Here is an 18309-nt window from a genome sequence, read left to right on the forward strand (position 1 = left end):
TGACAATCTCCACGCGCACAAACCGGCTCGCCATCCTTTGCCGCTTCCCTGCCGCCGCGCCAACTTTGTCAGCGCAACCATGTTACTAAGCTTTTCCTCAATAACCACATTTTGCACAGCAAAATGTATATTGAGCCTAGACTGGCTTTCTCGTCGTTTCAACTATTAGTTGATCACCAGAAGATATGCTGATTAGACTCTGGACGTCTCACGATTTTCTTTGGGGGTGCGGATGGCTGGATTTGACGAAACGGCAATGGATCGGCTGGCCGTGCTGACGGCGCAGGCGAAAGCCGGGGCGAAACTGTCGGCGGCCGAGGCGCTGGAGCTGAAGGAGCTGAAGCTACAAAAATCTGCTGCGGCGCTCGCCCAAAGCCGGGCGCAACTCGCGGTGGCGCGGCGCAAGCTCGAGGACCGGGAAAAATACCGGCTGGGTGGCCTGGCCTTTACTGCCAAGCTGAACGGCTGGCCGGAAGACGCGCTGCGCGGCGGTTTCGCGCTGCTGGCGGCGATGAGTGCCACCGAGCAGGCGGCACTGGCCGAACGTGGGGTCTGAGTAGCAACGGAACAGAAAACCTACACAAGGATTACTGAGCCCCTCGCTTTGCAACAAACCCCGGTTTGATGCGAAGACTATGACTGGTGCTGTTGTAGCGCCGATATCTCCCCATTTTTCCCAAAAATCCGTCCAGAAACCTATAGCCTATAAACCATGTCCAGCTTAGGTTGATGAACAGGAGGTCCCGGACATGCTGATCGGCTACATGCGCGTATCGACCGGGGAGCAGAACCTCGATCTCCAGCGTGATGCGTTGGAACGGGTTAGATGCGAGCGGATCTATGAAGATGTCTGTTCTGGACGGGCGACCGAGCGTCCCGGCCTTGCCAAGGCGCTCGACGTTGCTCGGGATGGCGACGCTCTCGTTGTGTGGAAGCTCGATCGCGTCGGCCGCTCGCTGACCCATGTCGTCGGCCTTGTCAGTGATCTGAAAATGCGCGGGGTCGGGCTCAAGGTGCTGACCGGCGACGTAGACACCACGACGGCGACCGGCAGACTCGTGTTTGGCATCTTCGCGACGCTCGCCGAATTTGAGCGAGATCTCATCCACGAACGGACCATGGCGGGGTTGGCGGCGGCCCGCGCGCGAGGTCGCGCAGGCGGGCGCCCGCGTGTGATGACAAAGCAGAAACTCAAAGCAGCGATGGCGATGATGGCCGATCGCGACAATGCCGCGCGCGACATCGCTGCCCAGCTTGGGGTATCGTTATCGACGCTCTATGCATACGTCGACGCCAAAGGCCAACCACGGGAACAGGCAACGGAACTCCTAGGCAAACGTGCGCCGAGGGCCTCCACTCGGGCGCAACAGGGCTGATTGGTGCCGGTCAGTTTTCTTACCAACAGCCAAACCCGCGAGTATGGCCAGTTCGCCGGCGAACCCACACCGGACCAACTCGCTCGCCATTTTCACCTCGACGACACCGATCGCGCGTTCGTGGCTGAGCACCGCGGCGACCACAATCGTCTCGGTGTTGCAATCCAGCTTGGCTCGCTGCGCTTCCTCGGGACTTTGCTCGAAGATCCTGCCATGGCGCCGGCGTTGGCCGTGGGCTTCGCCGCCGACCAGTTGTCGATTACCGGCTCGGCCGAACTCATTTCGGTCTACGCAAAAAGCGCGGGCCGTTGGCGGCATGGTCCTCGCATCCGCGAGCGCTATGGCTACCGCGCCTTCGCCGACTTTGGAATCGCGTTCCGCCTCAACCGCTTTCTATATGCGTTGTGCTGGACCGGCACCGATCGCCCTTCGGTCTTGTTTGACCGCGCGGTTGCGTGGCTGCTGGAAGCCAAGGTGCTGCTACCGGGCCTCTCGGTGCTTGAGCGTGCCGTGGCCAGGGTTCGGACGCGCGCAAACTCGCATTTGCACCGCCTGTTGATCAAGGCGATGACGCCTGAACAACGGGCGAGCCTCGACGAGCTCATCGTGGTTCCCGATGGCGAGCGCCAGAGCCCACTCGATCGCCTGCGCGACGGCCCATACATTCAGAGTGGCCGCGAAATCAGCCGGGCGCTCGCCCGTCTGGAAGAAATCCGCGCGCTCACCAACGGTCTTCCGCAAACGGATCGTTTGCCGCCGGGTAAAATCGTGGCGCTCGCGCGCTTCGCGGCGGCGGCAAAGGCGCAGGCGGTCGCGCGACTGCCGAACGACCGGCGCGCGGCCACGCTCCTTGCCTTCGTCAGGACGCTGGAGGCGACGGCCGGCGACGATGTTATCGACTTGTTTGATGCGGTTACAACTTCGATGTTCGCGCAAGCCGACGCAGCGTCGAAGGAGGCCAGACTGCGCTCTCTGCGCGATCTCGACGCCGCCGCGCTCAAGCTTCGCGATGCTGGAATCGTTATTCTCGATAAGGAAACATCGGACGGTGATGTGCGCACGGCCGTGTTCAATCTGATCGACCGCGATGCGTTCGTCGCCGCGGTTGAGCGCGTCGGGGCGCTCGCCGAACCCCGAGATGACACTTATTTCGCGGAGCTTAGGAAAAACCATCGCAAAATCGGATACGCGCCCGCGCTACTCGCCGGCCTCGATCTCGGTGCGGCGCCGGCGGGCCGGCCATTACTCGAAGCGATTGAGTACCTGCGCGTCGTCCACTCTGGCAGCAAGCGCCCGGGACCGGCGCCTACGGCGTTCGCACCGAAGGGGTGGCTGGGGCAGCTGAAGACCGCAGACGGCTCATTGGACCTGACCGGCTACCGGCTTTGCGTTCTCGACGGCCTTCGCCGGGCCATCCGCAGACGCGACATCTTCCCGCTTCGTTCGCTGCGCTATGCAGATCCCAGAAAAGGTCTGCTGTCTGGCGCGGCGTGGGAGGCGGCGAGGCCGGCGATTTGTCGCACCGTTGGCGTATCGGCATCGGCCGAGGAAGAACTCGGCAGGCTGTCGCGGCGGCTCGACCTTGCATACCGCGAGACCGCCGAACGCATGCCGGTGAACTCGGCGGTGACGATCATCAACACGCCCGATGGTCACGACCTTTCGGTCGAGCGCCTGGAGAAAATAGACGAACCGCCGAGCTTGATTGCGCTCCGCGCGGCAATCGATGCGCGCCTTCCGAGGCTAGATCTGCCTGAACTGATCCTTGAGATGCACGCGCGAACCGGATTCGCCAATCTTTTTACCCACGCGAGCGAGGGCGGCGCGCGAGCCGAGGACATCGCCACCAGCGTTTGCGCCGTGCTCGTGGCGGAGGCGACCAACACGGGCTTCGAGCCATTGATTCGCCTCGATGCACCGGCGTTGCGGCGTTCACGGCTCAGCTGGGTGAAGCAAAACTTCTTGCGCGCCGAGACGCTGACGATCGCCAACGCCGCGCTGGTGTCGGCGCAGAACGCGGTGCCACTCGCGAGGATTTGGGGCGGTGGTGAGGTTGCCTCCGCCGATGGCCTGCGCTTCGTCGTGCCAGTGCGGACTATCCATTCGGGTCCGAATCCCAAATATTTCGGGCGCGAGCGGGGTGTCACCTGGTACAATCTCGCCTCCGATCAGTTCACCGGCCTCAACGCTGTCACCGTGCCCGGCACGTTGCGCGACAGCCTCAACCTTCTCGCCGTCGTGCTTGAGCAGGAGACCGAGCTTCAGCCGACTGAGATCATGACAGACACTGCTGGTTATACCGACACGATCTTCGGGGTCTTTCTCCTGCTCGGCTACCAGTTCAGCCCACGCATCGCCGATGTCGGCGGCGCACGGTTCTGGCGCATCGACGGCAAGGCCGACTACGGCGTGCTCAATGATCTTGCGTCGAACAAAATCAACATGAAGCTGATCGCCGAACATTGGGACGATCTGCTTCGCCTCGCCGGCTCGTTAAAGCTTGGAGTGGTGCGTGCCGCCGGCCTCACCAGGACGCTCCAGACAAATGACCGCCCGACCCGGCTCGCCCGAGCGCTCCAGGAACTCGGTCGTCTGGTGAAGACGCTCTACCTTCTGCGCTTCATCGACGACGAGGCTTACCGTAGGCGCATCCTGATCCAGCTTAACCGCGGCGAAGGCCGTCATCAGCTCGCCCGTGTCATCTTTCATGGCCGGCGGGGCGAACTGCGCCAGCGTTACCGAGAAGGTCAGGAGGACCAACTCGGTGCGCTCGGGTTGACGGTCAATCTAGTTGTGCTCTGGAACACGATCTACATGGACGCGACGCTGAACCAGCTCATGTCGGAGGGTTACGAGGTCAGGCCCGAGGACGTCGCACGACTGTCACCCCTCGGGCTCAAGCACATCAACATGCTCGGCCGATATGCCTTCACGCTGCCGGATTTTGTCGCACGAGGCGAACTCCGACCGCTGCGCGACCCGCGCAATGCCGGTATCGATGATGCATGACGGCGGGCTTGTGTAGGTTTTCTGTTCCGCTGCTACTCAGACCCCAACGTGGCCGCCTGCAGGCCCAAACCGCACCGGCCAAGCCGGTGCGGCAGCTACGTGTTGCCTTCGCCGAAGCGCCAGGGGAAGCAATCACCACGGCGCTGAAGAAGCGCGGTTTCAAATGGAATGGCGTGTCTTGGGATGGGATCGGCGATCCAGATGATGTTCGCGCCGAGGCGGCACTCGCTGGTGGCGTGGTCGAGCTGGTTTGAGGCGGACGGCCTGGGGCTGTGGTGGTGAGGCTAGCAGCCTGCGACAAAAACGTTGGGCTGAGTTTTTGCCGCCGGTGGTGATATGTCTCGATCTTTCCTGAGCTAGTGGTCCTGGTCACCGCCCCGAACAGCTTCGATGGTACATTTTAGGGTAACAAAAATCCAAGACTAACACTTCACGCCCGGAGGGCGTGTCCGTTGAAGCTTTGGTGAGAGAGATAAAATTATTCGGGCATAGGGTATTTATGACTCTGAGGAGGTTTCTTGCTCAGGCTGAGACGCCGGACAAACCGCGGATTTCCCTCGCCGCCAACGCCTGGCCCATACGGGCCAAGGCCACGGCCAGGGCGTCGCCTGGATCACTGGCCAGCGCCGTCAGCACCGCCGACTGGGATAGCCCCGTCGCTTGATCCTGCACCGCCTGCGCCAGCGCGCTGGGTAGCGATGGATGCTCGCCCCAGGTGCCTGGCTCAGGCGCCCCTGGCAGGGCCGACGCTGGCCGGTAGCCCCGCCACTGCCCTTCCCCCTGCACCGCATAGGCGTTGCGCTCCTGCGCCAGCACAAAGCGGCCGTCGCGCAGCTCGCCGACGCAGCGCCGCACCCAATCCAGGATGCCCAAGCTTCGCAGCCGGACCAGCGCCCGGCCGACACTGGCCCGGCTGACCCCCGCCTTCTTGGCGATGCCCTCATAGGACGGGTCGAGTTGGCCGGTGCGGTGGTTGAGGAAATCGAACAGCAGGCTGTGCAGCACCGCCAGCCCGATGCGGCCAATGGCACCGCCATGCCGGCCCGGCTGCCGGGTCGAGCGCTCCCACTCCCGCGCCCGGTGATACAGCTGCACCGCCGCCTTCTTCGGCAGCGGCGTGAACCGCACCTCGGCCCGCACGCTGCCCCGCCACACCGGATGCACGTCGGTGCGGATCGCCGTAAAACTCCTGAAAAGACCTCTCATTCTAACCCCATCGAGCTGCTTAGCAGCCCGCCGGAAGCGGCCGGAAATCGGCGCAAGTCCGCCCGTGGCAAGAATCCTCTTGCAAAAGACGGAAAGGTGGGAGAAAACGTGTTTACCAGACAACGTAATCTCCCGGCCTTTGCCGGTATGCACGGCCCGCCTTCCAGGCGGGTTTTGCTATTTCTGGGCTATGCTCTCCACACCAGAAAGTTGAAATGCACAGGGCGCGAATCGCCTCGCTCCCTCAACCTGCACATATTAGCAACGCATTGCAAATGTTTGATTTTATCAAAAAACAATCAAACAATCATTACTACTTGAAATATTGCAAGCAAGCTTGCAATATTTCAAAAAATCTTACGAGCATTGATGTAACCAAAATTGTGTGCTTGAAATCAGCCAAACATCACATCAATTATGGATTGGCATTATGCAAACTATCGTGCTGGCTAGCCGTAAGGGAGGAGCAGGAAAGACAACACTCTCCTGTCATCTTGCGGTTGAAGCAGAGCGGGCCGGCGCAGGGCCTGTAGCTATCATCGACACGGACGACATGGCCGGGCTCTCTAAGTGGTGGGATGCCCGAAAGGCCGAAACGCCCATCTTGACGAGGGCGGAGCCGGACCTCTCATCAGCGCTCGACGTTCTGCATGCACACGGCATTAAAACGGTTATCATCGATACGCCACCAGCAATGAACCTTAGCGTGGCCGACACAATTGCTCTGGCAGATCTAGTGCTGATCCCGGTCCAGCCCAGCCCAGACGACCTGCGTGCTGTCGGCGCGACTGTCGAAATGGTCAACGCTGCAAAGAAGAAACTCGTCTTCATCATCAACCGGGTGAAACCGCGAGTTAAATTGACAGGGGAGGCGGCTATCGCCCTGAGCCAACACGGCGTCGTTTCGCCGATATTCGTGTGGGACCGCATCGACTACGCCGCTGCCAAAGTGGATGGCCTTACCGCACCTGAAGTCGACCCACATAGCCAGGCCGCCAAAGAGGTCCGCGAGCTCTGGTTCTACATCAACTCCCGCCTGGAGATGTCTCGTGACTAAACAACCGCTATCCCCCCTGAGCTCCATCATGCCGGCTAAGGGCGAAGCTGCAAAAGTGGAGACTCTGCCGGAAGCAGCCGCGCCAGCGCGCGACTACAGTGTACCTATAAAGGAGGAGCGCGACACAATAACCGTAAGAATCACCAGGCGGAACAATGAACGTCTGCGCATTATGGGTTTCAAAGAGCGCATAAACAAACAGACGATGTTAGACGAGGCGATTGAAGAATATCTTACCCGGCGGGGATATTAGTGCTGAGGATCGGCATATCGCCTCTGCCGCAACCTCGAGCTCCGGTAAGCTATGGGTTTTTGATAGCAATGAAGGTGCGGGAAGAGGCGAGCGTCGCGGATGCTGGCGGTGCGTTGTCAGCGCACCATCCGGAAGCGCCCCAGACCAGCCTCATCTCCAAATAATGTCCTTGAAAAACCCAACGAGATAGGTTATTTGGTTGAAATGGTCACTGTATTTCGCGCTCACGGCCTGCGCGTGATCATCTTCGTCGACGATCACCTGCCGGCCCACGTCCACGTCTTCGGTGACGGTCATGCTAAGATCAATTTGTACAGTGCTGATGGCACCCCTGAATTGGTCTCAGCTGAAGGTATGACCCGCGTTGAGGTCCGCCGCGCCATGCGGATAGTTCTCGAGCAGCAAACACTGCTGCTGGCCCGATGGGAGGAGATCCATGGCTGAATTGACTGACGCCCAGATTGACGCCGCGATGGAACGCGGCAAGATCGCGCACCTGAACGAGCCACGCGCAACAAAAGCTCGGTACAACAAAAAACTCGGTCGCATGGTCGTTAATCTGGCAAACGGATGCACCTTTACGTTTCCTCCGCATCTTGCCCAGGGGCTGGAAACCGCAACGGATGAGCAACTGGCCCAAGTCGAAATTCTTGGGGCTGGCTATGGCCTTCATTGGGAAGCACTCGATGCTGATTTGTCGGTTCCCGGTCTACTCGCTGGCCTGTTCGGAACCAAAGCCTACATGGCCAGACAGGCCGGTAGAGCAACGTCCGCTGCCAAGGCAGCAGCAGCACGGCAAAACGGTGCAAAGGGTGGACGCCCTCCTAAGTCAGCTCAGGGATAATGGCATGGTGCGAGTTTTAAGAATTTCGTCCCGCACTGTTCTCCATTCGACCAAATTTGAGGGGAGCTAAGGTCGTGTTTACTGCCTTATTTTAATTCGTAGCAAAGCGTTGTTACTGAGCCTTGCCACACAGCAGAAGTATAGCAATGGCTGAAAAAGAAAAACGAACAGTGACGATCAGCGTTAGTTGCTTTGATGATGCGCGGGCGCGCTTGGCCAATGCTTTTGAATGGAAACACCAGGAGCCGCGAATCACTTTTGCGACTCTCGATCTGATGCGGCTGACGCTGACGCCGCGGCGTCAGGAACTGCTGCAACTCATGGCTGGGCACGAAGCTATGTCGATCTTGGCGGTGGCACGGCTGGTAAGCCGCGATGTGAACTCTGTTCACGACGATGTGCAGGCTCTCTTGGTAGCCGGTATTTTGGAGTTCAGGGAAAATAAGGGGGTAATCTTTCCCTACAAAGATTTGTACATTGAGTAGTTGCTGACGGGGGGCGAAAAACAAATCTGCAGTGTTGCAGTAATCCAAAAACCAAAACTTTCGTACCAGCCGGAACCGACTCAACCCGGCCGTAGGCCGACGCAAGAAGCAGTCCCGAAGCAGTCTTTCAACACTACCCGATACCTCGCCCTCCCGCTTTGCAGGAAGATGAGTCTAAACGGTATTCCCGGTCGGCAGAGCGAGGAAGCGGCTCTCCAAGGCAACAAGGGCTGCATTTGTCCTGGAATCTGGGACAACCTGCGTAACAACCAAGGCCACGGGGATGGCGGCCAGGATTCCCCTGTGAAGGGTTGCGTCTATGTCGCCTGGCTCTCCTGGCCCTATCCGGTAGGTCCAGCCGTTCCCCTCCGGATCGCGCACGATATGACGGTCCAAGGAGGATGCGGAAGTATGGACGGCTCCGTCCGAGAGGCGCTGATAGTTCAGGTATTGCGGTAGCATGGTGGAAATCTTCGCCATTTTCTTCCAGTCGATACGACTGTTCTTCTTCTCCATAGTCTCAACGGCCGCCCGGAGCTTGGCAAGCATGGCCGGGTCGTCGCCAAGCTGCTGTTCTGATATGAAGGCTGCCTGCCCTCGCCGGCTGGTCTCGGCATCATCCCGCAGCATCCTGATAACCTCATCCGGCTTCTCCAAGAGCGCAGCCGCGCACAGCGAATCTTCCACAATCATCCGTACGAGGGCCCGGGCCGGGGATACCATCCCCCGCTCAGATAGGAGAATGACGCCCTGGAAGGACTCGGAAGTCCGTAGCAGGAGGCGGACGGCCACGGTCTGCTGGGTCCAGTTGTGGCCCTGTGCAGCATTCATGGCGGCGAGCGCCGTACGCATCATCAATTCATTCAGATCATAGGCTAGGTCGAACGATACGCGACTCCCGGCTCGCAGATCATGAATGCTACGTTTAGCTTGACGGCTGAGGAAACCAGCCTCTTCAAACGTTTCCTGCATCTTCACTCGGCACACCCTCCCAATCCTTGAGAATACCAGATCTCACTTCGCATGATGCATTGAACACCTGCCCATTAACCGTATAAATTCACTCAGAAATAGTGGGGTGAAACATGCGACTATGGGTAGCTTTACTGGGCGGAGTAGTCGTCATTGGAGCTATGGCTGGGTCTGCAGCATGGTACCGGCAGCATCAGATCAATGCCGGCCACCAGGCGTTTCTGAGTAAGGATTATGCGACAACATATGTCGACCTTCACCCATTCGACGGCTGGTATAGCCCGCAAGCAGAGACCGATCTCGGGGATCTATATATCGCCGGCAACGGTGTGCCACAGGACTATAGCAAGGCGTTGATGTTATTCCAGAAAGCAGCCACTGCCGACTATGCCCGCGGTGAGGCCAATCTTGGATTGATTTACAACCGCGGTGAAGGCGTCCCGATCGACCATGCCAAAGCCGTGTATTGGCTGCAGCGCGCTGCCAATCATGGCATACCAATCGCAGAATGGGCGGTCGGCACTTTCTACGACAGTGGCAACGGTCTACCACATGACGGGGCGCAGGCGGACATTTGGTATCAAAAGGCTGCCGATCAAGGTTATGCCGACGCTCAGGCAAATCTCGGAGCCAACTATTTGTCCGGCAACGGCGTACAGCGGGATTACACTAAAGCCTTTGCACTACTGCAGAAGGCGTCCGATCAAGGTCTGCCAAACGCCCAATATGCGTTAGGAATGATGTACGCAAATGGCTGGGGAGTGGCGCAAGACAACGACCAAGCACTGAGCTTTTTCAAAGAAGCAGCGGCGCAGGGTGATGATGATGCCCAAGCTCAGCTTGGTTATCTGTATTTTGCGGGCCAAAGTGTACCTCAGGACTATGCGCAAGCGAATAAATACTTCAAGGAAGCTTCTGATCAAGGGAACGCCGAAGCCGAATATAATCTTGGTGTAGATTATTTGAACGCCCAGGGCTTTACCGAAGATGATGCCAAAGCCGCCGCATTATTTCAGAAGGCGGCTGAGCAGAATTACGCGTCAGCACAGGATGCTCTGGGACAACTATATGATAACGGAAAAGGCGTCCCGAAGAGTGTCGTGCTCTCGTATATGTATTTTAATCTGGCAGTGGCGCAGAGTAATGCAGGTTCGAAGGATAAGCGCGATAAAGTCAGCACCGTCATGACCCCGGAGCAGATCGCTGATGCACAAACCTTGTCGAGTAAATGGATGTCAGGCACGCCGCTGCCGACCAGCGTTTCCTATGAAGACTGGGCACCAGATTTCGTATTTAATTCATCGACGACGCCAGATGTTTATGTAGCGACACGGATCTGGTTTTCCCGTGAATTCACTGCGGGAGGTCAAAAGCAATATGCCGTATTCCTTGTGACCAAAGGTGATTCTGGTCACGCTGCCAGCGCCAATATCAGCGTTGTTACGTTCAATGAGATCGTTAAGCCGACAAATTTCAATTTCGGACAAAACGCCCAGTTAAATTTCACACAGAGTGGATCGTATGGCGACGTTGATCCACCAAAAAATCCAAGCGCGCCTTATACGTCTCCGGATCGCATTGCCACAAAGGAATATAACCTTGGCAATGATCGCTTCGCCGTTCTGGTTCCGAATAGTTATTTCGGGATGGGTGAGGGACTGAAAGGCCAAGAGATATACATGTTCTCTGGCGGAGTAAACGGGCAGTGGGCCGATATTGGCGGGCTTACCACAGGCGATGACACGACGGGCAATTGCATGCCCGGTCAGCCTGATCCCGAAGGTTATCCATGCTACGCCTGGACCGGCACTGTCGAAATGGTGCCAGCCACAAATGGTGGATGGCCTGAATTTATCGTTCGTCGGCACGGAACGGTGCTGGATGCGAGCAACAGGGTCATCCAAGCCGGCGACCAAGTCTACCGATACGACGGCAAGAAATACTCGACGCCGCAGTAGGGAACGGTTCACGGATGGCTAAGCGGCGCAGTAAGCTACGTGTCAATCGAAAACGTGAGACTTCCTGGGCGACCATGATATGAGAGGCCAGCTGCAAGATAAGATAGCTGGGTAGCCGGGCTAACCAGCTATCTATGATATAAAATGTCGCGGAGGTCCGCATGCCTGTCCAATTCGCGCTATTTCCCGAGGTCGTGGAGCTGACCCACGTGCGGCCGGAACTGAACGAGCAGCGCTTCTATCGCCTGGAGATCCAGCCTGATCTGTTTGGCCGCACTGTACTCATCCGGCGCTGGGGGCGCATCGGCACCTCCGGCCGCCAGCGCCTCGAGCTTCACCCCGATGCAGGTACCGCGCTCAACGCTCTTACCAAGCTCGCCCGCAGCAAGCGGCGGCGCGGCTATTGCGAGCGCCAAGCCACATGACCGCGCCGGATTGGTGCCTAATCGCGGGGGCCAATCATCCAACGATGAAGCCAATTGTCGCACTTATCATAAATTATGCGACAGCTGTCCACTTCCGCCAATAGCTAAGGTTTTTCTTGTCGCGCATCTTGGTTGCAAGTTATAGAAAACTCGCATAATAAATTGCGACAGGTGAAGCATGCCCAGTAAGCCCACCTCCGGTCCCCGGATCGGTTATGCCCGTGTCTCCACCCAAGGCCAGGATCTGGCCCAGCAGCGGGCGGCGCTACGGCAAACCGGTTGCACCCGCATTTTCGAGGAAAAGGTTAGCGGTGCCCGGCGCGACCGGCCCGAACTCGCGCGGTTGCTCGACCATCTCCGAACCGGTGACGTGGTGACGGTTACGCGCCTGGATCGCCTAGCGCGCTCCACCCGCGACCTGCTGGAGATTGCCGAGCGCATCAAGGAGGCTGGGGCTGGACTGCGCTCCCTGGCCGAGCCCTGGGCGGACACCACTACCCCAGCCGGGCGCATGGTTTTGACCGTATTTGCCGGCATCGCCGATTTCGAGCGGTCTCTAATTGTGGAACGGACGAGCTCCGGCCGGGCAGCGGCCAAGGCTCGTGGTGTTAGGTTTGGTCCTCGCCCCTCGCTCTCAGCTCAGCAGATCGCCCATGCCTATCAACTCGTGGAGCAAGAAGACCGCCCTGTGGCAGAGGTCGCCAAGCTGCTTGGCGTTCATCGGGCAACGCTCTACCGCGCTTTGGGCGCGACAACCACAAAACATGAGTTGGCTACAATTTTGGGCGGAATTACCCCGCAAAACGTCCACGAAGAGGTCGATTTCGGTGCCGCTGTCGGCCAAGAACTGATTTGATGTTGCTCTGATTGAACGAGTAATCTTTACGGCTGTCGCGTGACTTACAAGTTATGCGATAGACGTTGTATAATCAAAAACCTTTAGCAAACTCGGTACGTTTCATCTGCTTAGATGAGCATGACGAGTAGCCACTTAAATTTAAGTGGCTACTCGAAGATAAAATTCAAATAAATATCAAATTATAAAATAATTATTTCACAATAAACTATGTTGATGGCGGCATCATGCTTGGCGAAGGTAGCACCTTATCCTCATGCCACTTAATGTTGTTATTGTGTCTCTCAACGGTTCTTTTGGCGGCGCCTTTTGTTTTATACACGGCGTTCCCACCACCATTTTTTAAAATCTCTGCACCGTACTGATTCGACACTTGAACATTAAAACCACCCTTAACAGGGATTATTTTTGCATCTGTTGCCACCTCAATATTGGCGACAGATACGTCTGTTATCCTAACTCTTGTACTATCAGACATATAATTTATCCATTAAATATAATGCCAGACTATTCTGGCTTTATATTTGTAAATGTAATTCAAAATTATGTCAATAAAATTGTTCAATAATTTTCCTTGTATTTGTTTATTTCTTCTCGCTACCCTTCACTACTATTTGTTGATCAGCTTATAATTTACGCGACAAGAGCGCTTCTTAAGACTTTCGGAAATGCTCTTGAGCTTTTTCCGTTCAATGGGTTATCGCTTCCAAAAGATATGACCGAAACCTCCCTCCCTTCCCGGCTAATCGGCTACGCTCGTGTCAGCACCTACGGCCAAGCTTTGGATGCCCAAATCGGGCAGCTACATGCAGCCGGATGTGCAGTCGTGTACCAAGAAAAGGTTTCAGGAGCACGGGCAGACCGGCGGGAGCTTATACGGCTTCTACGTCAGGTGCAGGCCAGTGATGTGGTGGTAGTGACGAGAATCGACCGTCTAGCCCGCTCGACCTTCGATCTGTTTGCCATCGTGAAGACAATTGCAGATTCTAGTGCTTCCTTCCGCTCTCTAGCCGAGCCATGGGCCGATACCGGCACAAGTACCGGACGGCTCATGTTGGCTGTCCTGGCTGGACTGGCTGACGTGGAGCGAGACCTTATCCGCACCCGGACAGCAGAGGGCCGAAGCTTGGCCAAGGCGCGGGGGCAACATATGGGCCGCCCCCCTGCCCTCACCCCTCAACAGCAAGCCGAGGCCCGGCAACGCCGGATTGACGGCGCGACACTCAAAGAGCTGGCACGCAGCTATAATGTAGGGTTGGCGACAATTTCGCGATTAACGAGAGCTACAGCATGAGCGTCCCCAACATTTGGTATCTCATCAAATTTTTTACTGAAGAGCGCTATGCCGACCAATTTATGGCAGGAGAACTGTATCTTAATACCCTCGATTATTTTAGGCAGGTAGAAAGCGCTGATAGCGACGGACGCGCGGATTTGACAGAGGGCATTGCCATGTGGTGGCAGCCGCATGACCTTGTCATGAAGATCAATTTTCCGGGAATGGGCGAGGTTGAGATAACCAAAAACGATCTTGCCGGACCTGTCTCTATGAGTTTTCACCACCATAATAACTTACACCTGTTCTGCGTATATGCGATACACACAACAGGTTTTGAGGTAATTGACGGCCAGCTCAGCTTGTCCCCTGAACAGGTTGACGAACTGCAAGCACAACTACAAATCGACGAAAGATGCATGCAATTCGGCAAATTTGCTGTCATCACTCCTGCCGTTCCATTCTTGGCCCAGCTTAAAACCGCACTTGCCGGTGAGCACCACCGAGCGCAGGCCAAATTAGTGGAATATTATAACGAAGAGACTTTCCACGGCGAGATTCCGCTAAAGGAAATTCCTTTTAGGAAGCAAAAGCGCTTTAGCTACCAGAAGGAATTTCGTCTATGTGTCTTTCCACGCACCTCGGAAGAAGCTGATAATGCGAGCCCCATCACTATCAACATTGGTGATATATCGCACATCTGCGCTAAAGTTGAATCTTCCCAGCTTCCAGAGCTTATTCAATTGAAAACTGAGCCCGAGCCGCCGCTTCGCACGAACTGACGAAACGGCGGACCTATAGCATTGGTTTACTACTGTCGAGTTCGAAAGGCAGCAGGTTTTGAAAGCGCAAGGCGTCTAGAAAACTAGGGGCTATTCAGTCCTACGGGCACTTTAACGATAACGGTGCAGCTCTGGTCTTTCCTCGACCGGATAGCGACCTCCTGGCAGGCGGCGATGGCAGCCTGATTGTCCCGCACAAGATTAAGACCGACCGCCGCTTGTTGCGCTCCCACTTGGTCAGCAGCCTGCAACAATGCCCATCCGGCATTCCAGCGACTGGGGATCCAAGCATGGCTCTCGATGATAAAGGCGCCAACCCAGTTGCCCCCACCAAATGGCAACGCCACCGCCACAAGCGGCGACAGCAGCACTCCTAGGACCAGAGCCACCAAGCCAGTCCACATTAGCCAACTACGCTGCTCGTCCTGGCCCCGTACGGTGCCGATCAAACCGACAAGCTGATCCCCCGCCAGGTTGATCTTTTGCGTCGCCGTATCGAGTTTCTGCCCAGCCACACTCATCACCGAAGTGCCGGCGCGGACAATCGCCTGGCTGTACGCATCCGGCGTCAGCCGTAGCGCCGGATGTTTCTCGATCTCCCCCAGCCGGTCGGCGACCGCCGCCAGTCCTTGCGCGACTTTGCCGATATCGGAGCGGTAATCATGCGGCGCCGGCGGCCGGTTTTCCGCCAGAGCCTGCGGCAACGCCTCCACGGCCCGGCGCATGACCGATACCTCGGCGCGTAGATCCTCGAACGCCTGCGCCGGATCACCCGCCTCGTCCTGCCTGTCCACCTCATGCTCCATGCTTGTCTCCTGCTGATCCTACCGCGACAGCCTCAGCCCGTGGTCCTGCCCGATGTTCTGCCTAACCGCCCGCTCCAGCGTCGGCGCCTGCAACACGCGGCCAAGCCATGAGTTTGGTGCGATCCCCTCTGCCTTCGACAGAGTGCGCATCAGGGCTTCGAGCTGGGGATCGCGTTTCACCATGCCGGCAATGTCATGCAACTGACGTTCGACCTCGCCGCGCGCTGCGGCCTGGTCCCATCCGCCCAAGCCCGCATGCTGCGCCTCCAAGCGGCTGCACATTTTCACCAGCCTCGCCGCTTTCAGCGTCGGCTCCTGCCGCACTCGCTCCTCATGCTTGATCCCGGCCACCAGCTGCGCGGCTCGCTCGCCCCCTTGCAACCCGTTCATGGCCCGCTGGGTCGTCGGCTCGTAGGTCAAAGCCGCGCGCAAATCTTGCGTCGCCCCCGGCCGAACCGCGTCCATGGCCGCCCCCGCTTCGCGCAACGCCCGCCGCTGCGAGTCAAGAATGGGTAGATTTTCCGCCCGCATCAGTCCGATATCTGACCAGACGCGCGCATAGCACTCCACCGCCTCATGCAGGAGAACCACGGGCTGATCCCGCTCCGGTCGCGAGGGCGCGGCACCGCTGGATTCCTGCCGGGAACGCCCGGCATTGAGTTTCAAGCCATCGAACATGCTGCGCTTGGGCCGCACGGCTTGGGGGCCCACGGCACGATCCTGCGTCTGCCCGGCGGCTACCGCTACGAACCGCAGCGACGCGCCCCGGTCCTCGCGCGGCTTTTCGATCTGCCCGACCAGCGTGGCCAGATCCGGCGCCAGTTCCTTCGGCACGAACAGCCGGTAATCCTCCCGGTGCCTGGTGCCGATGACGTAAGCGGCACGGCTGTCCCAGGCATAGGAGTTGTCGTAGACGGCGGCGGTGCGCGGCTGCGTCTTGCCCTGGCCCTTATAGCCGGTGCCGCTATAGCCCAGCCCCCATTTATCGTAGCTAGCCGGGTCGAAGCTGACCGTGGCCCCGTCATCCTTGACGATCTCCAGCCGCTCCGGTGTCACCGCTGTGACGGTGCCGAACTCCGAAGTGGCGATGCCGAGCTTCCGGTCGGTCGCGTAGAACTGCACCCGCTCACCAACCGCGATCGACACCTCGCCGCGTACCGTCTGGAAGCTGTGCGCCGGGATGAGCTCCCCCGCCGCCTCACGCTGCGCCCGGCGCCGCCCCTGCTCGGCCCGGTTCAATGCCTCCACCTCCTTGTTGGTGCTGGCATACAGGAAGCCCGGCCCCTCGCCTGCCGACTGCGCCGCCACGGCTTGCGCGCGCGCCTCGGCCAAGCTGTCGCACCAGACAATCTGCCCCCGTTGGTCATAGGCTTTGAGCGCGGCCAGCATCTCGCCACGGGCAAACTCCTCGCTCGCCCGCGCCTGGTACGCCTGCGTCTGCCGGTGCACGGTGGCCAGTTCGGCGGCGCCATGCCTGGCCACCAACTCGGTGAACATGCCGCCGCGAGACACCGACTGGAACTGGCGGTCATCGCCAGCCAGGATCAGCTTCGTCCCCGAGCGCTCGGCCGCCCGCAACAGCCGGACCATGATCGCGTTGTCGATCATCGCCGCCTCATCCACCATCACCACGGTTTTGGCATCCCAGCTGGTCTTGCCGCGCTCCAGCTGCCCCAGCTCGCGGTGCAGCGTGGCGGCATGGCCGTAGCCATCCTTGCGTAAATCCGCGACCACGGCATTGGTGGGCGCCAGGCCGATGACCCGATAGCCCTCCGCCTCAAACGCCTGCCGCGCCGTGCCCAAGGTAAAACTCTTGCCGGTCCCGGCCCGGCCAATGACGATGGCCAGCTGCCGGCCATCGCTGACCCGTGCCGCCGCTGCGTGCTGCTCCGGCAGCAGCGGGGCTGCATCCAAACACGCGCGGGCGCCCTGCCCCAGCGGGCGCCCGGCGACGGCGCCAATCCGTTCGGCCACGTCGATGATTGCCTGCTCTTCCGCCCGCACCTGCCGGGTGGTCCAACCGATCGCCTCGCCCTTGCCGTTAGCCAAGGCGATGACCTCCGCATGCCCGGTGATCGCCGCTTCCAGGGCTTCGCGCGCTTCGCCCTCCAGCCCGGATTTGTTCAGCGCCTGGCGCACCTCGCGGGCGGTAAACATCGCCCGCTGCGCCGTCAGCTGTTCCAGGATTTGCGCCGGGTCGCGCCAGCGAGCCAGCTCGGCCGCCGCGTTCTCCTGCGCGAGCGCTTCGCGCTCGGCCGTGACCTGCGCGTCCCGCATCTGCCCACGGGTATAATGCGCCTCCGCTACCACCCGGCGTTCGCGCACCGTCGCCGTGATCCCATGTTCCTGGAAATACGCACTCTGGAACGCCGCCCAGCGCTGATCCCAATTCTCCGCCTCACCGATGAAGTGGCGGGCGCCCTTACTGGCAAAATCCGGGTTCATCCCCCGCGCCTTCTTGCCAAAGCCGTCACCGGACAGGCTGCGAGTGCTGATCAGCAGATGTGCATGTGGGTTGTTGTCGTCACGATGGATCGCCCACTCCACGGCGACGCCATGCCGCTGCGGCTGGATCTCTTGCTTGACGAATTTCATGAGCATCGCCTGGCGCTGCGCCGCCGTGGCCTCGCGCGGCAGCGCGATGGTCATATGCTTGGCAATCTGCCCGCCCTTCTTCCAGCGCCACTCGCCGGTTTGCCGGTCCAGCGTTTGCTCGGCTCGCTCGGCTTCACGCCATACCAGCGCCGCGTCGCCGGCCCATTCCGGCGCGTCTTTCGGCAGCAGCAGACCACCAGCTTCCAGCTCGTCGGCGCGATGCGCGAAGTTGAAGCGTTCGCCGCTCTGATCGAGCCGGGCGTCACGGGCGATATAGGCCGACAGGCCAGTGGCACTGCTGCCCGCCCCCGCCTTGACAATCTCCACGCGCACAAACCGGCTCGCCATCCTTTGCCGCTTCCCTGCCGCCGCGCCAACTTTGTCAGCGCAACCATGTTACTAAGCTTTT

At 58.9% G+C, this 18309-nt stretch carries 19 protein-coding genes; 14 read left to right on the top strand and 5 right to left on the bottom strand.

The annotated features are described in order from the left end of the window. Positions 1-232 precede the first annotated feature (232 nt). From HNP71_RS13815 to HNP71_RS13830, 4 genes are all read left to right on the top strand, one after another. Entirely contained in the window at positions 233-556 is a 324-nt protein-coding gene (locus HNP71_RS13815) for a conjugal transfer protein TraD (RefSeq protein ID WP_183267533.1), read from the top strand. A gap of 193 nt (positions 557-749) precedes the next feature. Further along, the gene (locus HNP71_RS13820; RefSeq protein WP_183267534.1) at positions 750-1376 is read left to right on the top strand and encodes a recombinase family protein; all 627 of its coding nucleotides are present in this window, start codon (positions 750-752) and stop codon (positions 1374-1376) included. A 3-nt stretch (positions 1377-1379) separates the two neighbouring features. Then, positions 1380-4385, top strand: a complete 3006-nt coding sequence (locus HNP71_RS13825; RefSeq protein ID WP_183267535.1) for a Tn3 family transposase — start codon at positions 1380-1382, stop codon at positions 4383-4385. Between the two features lie 86 nt (positions 4386-4471). Next, positions 4472-4639 carry a hypothetical protein gene (locus tag HNP71_RS13830; RefSeq protein WP_183267536.1) on the top strand — a complete coding sequence of 56 codons (168 nt, stop codon included), beginning with the start codon at positions 4472-4474 and terminating at the stop codon, positions 4637-4639. Between the two features lie 268 nt (positions 4640-4907). Here the strand turns inward: HNP71_RS13830 and HNP71_RS13835 are convergent, their stop codons facing one another. Beyond that, positions 4908-5591 carry a helix-turn-helix domain-containing protein gene (locus tag HNP71_RS13835; RefSeq protein WP_183267537.1) on the bottom strand — a complete coding sequence of 228 codons (684 nt, stop codon included), beginning with the start codon at positions 5589-5591 and terminating at the stop codon, positions 4908-4910. Positions 5592-6021: 430 nt separating this feature from the next. Between HNP71_RS13835 and HNP71_RS13840 the strand changes: the two genes are divergently transcribed. The 5 genes from HNP71_RS13840 to HNP71_RS13860 all read left to right on the top strand — a co-directional run bounded on the left by HNP71_RS13840 (position 6022) and on the right by HNP71_RS13860 (position 8230). Next, positions 6022-6648, top strand: coding sequence for a ParA family protein (locus HNP71_RS13840; protein WP_183267538.1), 627 nt, complete (start codon positions 6022-6024; stop codon positions 6646-6648). Continuing rightward, a complete protein-coding gene (locus tag HNP71_RS13845; RefSeq protein WP_183267539.1) occupies positions 6641-6901 on the top strand; it encodes a hypothetical protein in 261 nt (86 codons plus the stop codon). Before HNP71_RS13840 ends, HNP71_RS13845 begins: the two co-directional genes overlap by 8 nt. Positions 6902-7000: 99 nt before the next feature. Further along, positions 7001-7345 (top strand): DUF4160 domain-containing protein, encoded by a 345-nt coding sequence (locus HNP71_RS13850; RefSeq protein WP_246344240.1) that lies wholly within the window; start codon positions 7001-7003, stop codon positions 7343-7345. Further along, a complete protein-coding gene (locus tag HNP71_RS13855; RefSeq protein ID WP_183267540.1) occupies positions 7338-7745 on the top strand; it encodes a DUF2442 domain-containing protein in 408 nt (135 codons plus the stop codon). Before HNP71_RS13850 ends, HNP71_RS13855 begins: the two co-directional genes overlap by 8 nt. A gap of 146 nt (positions 7746-7891) precedes the next feature. Then, the gene (locus HNP71_RS13860; RefSeq protein ID WP_183267541.1) at positions 7892-8230 is read left to right on the top strand and encodes an HVO_A0114 family putative DNA-binding protein; all 339 of its coding nucleotides are present in this window, start codon (positions 7892-7894) and stop codon (positions 8228-8230) included. Positions 8231-8404: 174 nt separating this feature from the next. Here the strand turns inward: HNP71_RS13860 and HNP71_RS13865 are convergent, their stop codons facing one another. Next, on the bottom strand, positions 8405-9202 hold the full coding sequence (locus HNP71_RS13865; protein ID WP_246344241.1) for a DUF5677 domain-containing protein: 798 nt from the start codon (positions 9200-9202) through the stop codon (positions 8405-8407). Positions 9203-9363: 161 nt separating this feature from the next. Between HNP71_RS13865 and HNP71_RS13870 the strand changes: the two genes are divergently transcribed. The 3 genes from HNP71_RS13870 to HNP71_RS13880 all read left to right on the top strand — a co-directional run bounded on the left by HNP71_RS13870 (position 9364) and on the right by HNP71_RS13880 (position 12441). Beyond that, positions 9364-11160, top strand: coding sequence for an SEL1-like repeat protein (locus tag HNP71_RS13870; protein ID WP_183267543.1), 1797 nt, complete (start codon positions 9364-9366; stop codon positions 11158-11160). A gap of 161 nt (positions 11161-11321) precedes the next feature. Continuing rightward, positions 11322-11585 carry a WGR domain-containing protein gene (locus HNP71_RS13875; RefSeq protein WP_183267544.1) on the top strand — a complete coding sequence of 88 codons (264 nt, stop codon included), beginning with the start codon at positions 11322-11324 and terminating at the stop codon, positions 11583-11585. Between the two features lie 178 nt (positions 11586-11763). Next, complete coding sequence (locus tag HNP71_RS13880; RefSeq protein ID WP_183267545.1) at positions 11764-12441, top strand: recombinase family protein; 678 nt, start codon at positions 11764-11766, stop codon at positions 12439-12441. 208 nt (positions 12442-12649) lie between these two features. Here the strand turns inward: HNP71_RS13880 and HNP71_RS13885 are convergent, their stop codons facing one another. Continuing rightward, the gene (locus HNP71_RS13885) at positions 12650-12919 is read right to left on the bottom strand and encodes a hypothetical protein (protein WP_183267546.1); all 270 of its coding nucleotides are present in this window, start codon (positions 12917-12919) and stop codon (positions 12650-12652) included. A 237-nt stretch (positions 12920-13156) separates the two neighbouring features. On the opposite strand from HNP71_RS13885, the gene HNP71_RS13890 reads away from it, so the two are divergent. Continuing rightward, entirely contained in the window at positions 13157-13735 is a 579-nt protein-coding gene (locus HNP71_RS13890) for a recombinase family protein (RefSeq protein WP_183267551.1), read from the top strand. Continuing rightward, positions 13732-14499: a hypothetical protein gene (locus HNP71_RS13895; protein WP_183267547.1), complete on the top strand. Its 768-nt coding sequence runs from the start codon at positions 13732-13734 to the stop codon at positions 14497-14499. Before HNP71_RS13890 ends, HNP71_RS13895 begins: the two co-directional genes overlap by 4 nt. Positions 14500-14582: 83 nt before the next feature. Here HNP71_RS13895 and HNP71_RS13900 read toward each other — a convergent pair whose 3' ends face one another. Then, the gene (locus HNP71_RS13900) at positions 14583-15305 is read right to left on the bottom strand and encodes a DUF6118 family protein (protein WP_183267548.1); all 723 of its coding nucleotides are present in this window, start codon (positions 15303-15305) and stop codon (positions 14583-14585) included. An 18-nt stretch (positions 15306-15323) separates the two neighbouring features. Then, entirely contained in the window at positions 15324-18248 is a 2925-nt protein-coding gene (locus HNP71_RS13905) for an AAA family ATPase (RefSeq protein ID WP_183267549.1), read from the bottom strand. Positions 18249-18309: the final 61 nt, after the last annotated feature.

Origin of the sequence: Acidocella aromatica, assembly GCF_014201825.1 — a bacterium.
Lineage (GTDB): Bacteria > Pseudomonadota > Alphaproteobacteria > Acetobacterales > Acetobacteraceae > Acidocella > Acidocella aromatica.

Bases quoted from the DNA above. Each gene is read 5' to 3' on its own strand.
- HNP71_RS13870 (WP_183267543.1), top strand. From the start codon at position 9,364: ATGGCTGGGTCTGCAGCATGGTACCGGCAGCATCAGATCAATGCCGGC.
- HNP71_RS13905 (WP_183267549.1), bottom strand. From the start codon at position 18,248: ATGGCGAGCCGGTTTGTGCGCGTGGAGATTGTCAAGGCGGGGGCGGGC.
- HNP71_RS13835 (WP_183267537.1), bottom strand. From the start codon at position 5,591: ATGAGAGGTCTTTTCAGGAGTTTTACGGCGATCCGCACCGACGTGCAT.
- HNP71_RS13900 (WP_183267548.1), bottom strand. From the start codon at position 15,305: ATGGAGCATGAGGTGGACAGGCAGGACGAGGCGGGTGATCCGGCGCAG.
- HNP71_RS13895 (WP_183267547.1), top strand. From the start codon at position 13,732: ATGAGCGTCCCCAACATTTGGTATCTCATCAAATTTTTTACTGAAGAG.
- HNP71_RS13860 (WP_183267541.1), top strand. From the start codon at position 7,892: ATGGCTGAAAAAGAAAAACGAACAGTGACGATCAGCGTTAGTTGCTTT.
- HNP71_RS13865 (WP_246344241.1), bottom strand. From the start codon at position 9,202: ATGCAGGAAACGTTTGAAGAGGCTGGTTTCCTCAGCCGTCAAGCTAAA.
- HNP71_RS13820 (WP_183267534.1), top strand. From the start codon at position 750: ATGCTGATCGGCTACATGCGCGTATCGACCGGGGAGCAGAACCTCGAT.
- HNP71_RS13855 (WP_183267540.1), top strand. From the start codon at position 7,338: ATGGCTGAATTGACTGACGCCCAGATTGACGCCGCGATGGAACGCGGC.
- HNP71_RS13885 (WP_183267546.1), bottom strand. From the start codon at position 12,919: ATGTCTGATAGTACAAGAGTTAGGATAACAGACGTATCTGTCGCCAAT.
- HNP71_RS13850 (WP_246344240.1), top strand. From the start codon at position 7,001: ATGCTGGCGGTGCGTTGTCAGCGCACCATCCGGAAGCGCCCCAGACCA.
- HNP71_RS13875 (WP_183267544.1), top strand. From the start codon at position 11,322: ATGCCTGTCCAATTCGCGCTATTTCCCGAGGTCGTGGAGCTGACCCAC.
- HNP71_RS13890 (WP_183267551.1), top strand. From the start codon at position 13,157: ATGACCGAAACCTCCCTCCCTTCCCGGCTAATCGGCTACGCTCGTGTC.
- HNP71_RS13815 (WP_183267533.1), top strand. From the start codon at position 233: ATGGCTGGATTTGACGAAACGGCAATGGATCGGCTGGCCGTGCTGACG.
- HNP71_RS13840 (WP_183267538.1), top strand. From the start codon at position 6,022: ATGCAAACTATCGTGCTGGCTAGCCGTAAGGGAGGAGCAGGAAAGACA.
- HNP71_RS13880 (WP_183267545.1), top strand. From the start codon at position 11,764: ATGCCCAGTAAGCCCACCTCCGGTCCCCGGATCGGTTATGCCCGTGTC.